Annotated in this window: 4 protein-coding genes; all 4 read right to left on the reverse strand. The window is 29.4% G+C overall.

The features are described 5' to 3' along the window. The coding region (locus ACTTBL_RS03130; RefSeq protein ID WP_440643576.1) for an SAM-dependent methyltransferase at window positions 1-241 on the reverse strand (241 nt) is incomplete at its 3' end. After that, a complete protein-coding gene (locus ACTTBL_RS03135) occupies window positions 242-1,153 on the reverse strand; it encodes a glycosyltransferase (RefSeq protein WP_440643577.1) in 912 nt (303 codons plus the stop codon). It lies immediately after the preceding gene. Continuing rightward, window positions 1,153-1,962, reverse strand: a complete 810-nt coding sequence (gene pssA, locus ACTTBL_RS03140; RefSeq protein ID WP_440643578.1) for a CDP-diacylglycerol--serine O-phosphatidyltransferase — start codon at window positions 1,960-1,962, stop codon at window positions 1,153-1,155. The genes ACTTBL_RS03135 and pssA overlap by 1 nt, the downstream gene beginning before the upstream one ends. A gap of 3 nt (window positions 1,963-1,965) precedes the next feature. Next, window positions 1,966-2,613 carry a phosphatidylserine decarboxylase gene (locus tag ACTTBL_RS03145; RefSeq protein WP_440643579.1) on the reverse strand — a complete coding sequence of 216 codons (648 nt, stop codon included), beginning with the start codon at window positions 2,611-2,613 and terminating at the stop codon, window positions 1,966-1,968. Window positions 2,614-2,630: the final 17 nt, after the last annotated feature.

Consider the following 2,630-nt stretch of genomic DNA (forward strand, 5'->3'; position numbering starts at 1 on the left):
TTAAATCTATAGATATCAATTTTCCACTTTTAGCTGCTTTAAGAGCATATTGTGACCAGCTTCCTGGGGCTGCACCAATATCAATTACTGATAATCCACCTTTAAAAATTTTAAATTTTTCATCAATTTCGATTAATTTGTAAGCTGATCTAGCGCGATACCCATCTACTTTAGATTGTCTTACATAGATATCCCTACGCTGCTTATTAACCCAGTTCTTGGATACTTTATTTTTTTTCAATTAATTATTAAATCTTAAACTTTTATTTAAAATTTTACCTGTAAGAGTTTGAATATCTATCTTAATACTCTTGTTAAGTCTCATATCTTCGTTATCTTTCCAGATACCAGCAGCTAAATGCATAATTCCAATTTTATAATTAGGTAAATAAGGCTCTACCCATGTATCTTTATCCTCATCAAACTTTGGCAAAAGATTACTAGTGATCCAATTACAGTTTAAAGGAAGGAATTCAGTTTCGACGTTATCAACATAAACAGACATATTCATCGCTAATTGTTCAGAGCCAAATATTTCTCCACCTTTAAGTGTTTGCTTTAAATTTTCTTGCCATGAATTCCAACATGTTGAATTTTTTTCTAAAGAAAAAACACCAATATTGATATGAGGAGCAAAGGCTAACTTTCTAGCTTTTTCTAAACTAATATTAGATTTTATTGCGTGTTTAAAATTTTGAGATTTAATAATTGCTAGTTTTCCAAATACCCAATTTACTCTCGAAGTAATCTTGTAACCTGGTCCGATAGTTTGCGTAATTCCTAATTTACCATTTTCACACGCTTTAAAATAAAGCTCAACTGATTGCCAATCATTGACCCAAGCATCACAATCAATCCATAAATATTTTTCATAGCTTGGAAAATATTTGGGTAAAAAGGCCCTGGATACTTGGCTCTTTAACCATTCACGCCCTTTGATTTTACTATCTGGAACTTTTATATCCCATTCTGCTGATTTTATTTCATCTACTTTTGATGATAATTCTGTCTTTTGATCCTCTGATAGACCAGCATCTAAAATACATATTGCAACTTCAGAGCTCTCTTTAAATCTTTTAATAGAGTCTATTAACTCATTTAATAAAGGGAAATAATTTGAATTAGCTAATGATACAATGACATTTTTTTTCATCACAAAATATCTTCAAGATCGTCATCTTCATCTTTATAATTCTGATCTTCGTTTTGTTTTTTTAATTTTTGATAATGAAAAAAACTTATTGGAAGCATACCTAAGTATATAATTGCACTAATAGATATAACGTTAAATGGATATATTAAAAGTAATCCAAAAAATAAAACTATTCCAAATAATAGAAAAATAGTAGCTTTTCTTTGAATTACGATTTTTTTAAACGAATAACTTGGAAATTTACTGATCAGTAATAAAGATGTTGCAATAAAAAAAACTGGAACAACAATATCATAATTTATATTTATAAAATCGAAGCTTGTAAGACTAAAAATTAATGGAGTTAGAACTAAGATACCTCCTGCTGGAGATGGAACTCCTTCAAAAAAATTATCTCTCCAAGAAGGTGCTTGACCTGTATTTACGTTGAAACGAGCCAAACGTAATGCAACACAAATTACATATATTAAACATAACAACCATCCAAATCTTCCTAATGTATTTAGTTTCCAGAAATACATAATAAATGCTGGGGCTACTCCAAAACTTATCATATCTGTTAAAGAATCTAACTCTTTACCAACTTTTGATGTCCCTTTAATTAATCTTGCTATTCTTCCATCTAATCCATCAATAAGAGCGGCAAACATAATTGCTATAATTGCAAATTCAAATTTTCCATCCAATGCGAATCTGATTGACGACAAACCTATACAAACCCCAATAAGAGTTAGCATGTTAGGTAAAATCACTCTTGCGTTGGTTTTTTTATCTGTAACAATTTTTAAATTGTTTTTTGGCTGTTCCATAAATTAATTTTTAGCCAGCAGTGTTTCTCCTGAAATTGCTGTTTGACCAACTTTAACTAGTGGTTCGTAATTTTCATAATAAACGTCTGCTCTACTACCAAATCTAATCATCCCAATTCTATCACCTTGATTTAATTCCTGATTTTTATTTGATTCACAAACTATTCTTCTTGCAACTAATCCTGCAATTTGAACGACCACAATATCATTTCCATGTTTGTCTTTTATTTTATAATAATTTCTCTCGTTGTCTTCACTTGCTTTATCTAAAGATGCATTTAAAAACTTTCCTGGTTTATATAAAATATCTTCAACAATACCTGAGCATGGTGTTCTGTTAACATGACAATCAAAGACATTCATAAAAATACTAATTTTTTTAAATTTTTTATTTTCTAGTCCAAGTTCTTTTGGACCATCTACCTCTTCAACTTTAATCACTTCTCCATCAGCAGGACTTACAAGATAACTATCATCTCCTATAATTGTTCTCTCTGGATCTCTAAAAAAATAATAAACCCAAACACTTAGTAAAATTCCTATTAATCCTAAAAAATTATTAATAATTAGAAAAATGATAGTTATGAATACAGCTATGACTATAAACTTGTATCCTTCTGTGTGAATCTTTGGAAATATCTTACTAAACATATTCTTCTATTTGCTAA

It is taken from the genome of Candidatus Pelagibacter sp. HIMB123, assembly GCF_052048195.1.
Taxonomy (GTDB): Bacteria; Pseudomonadota; Alphaproteobacteria; order Pelagibacterales; family Pelagibacteraceae; genus Pelagibacter.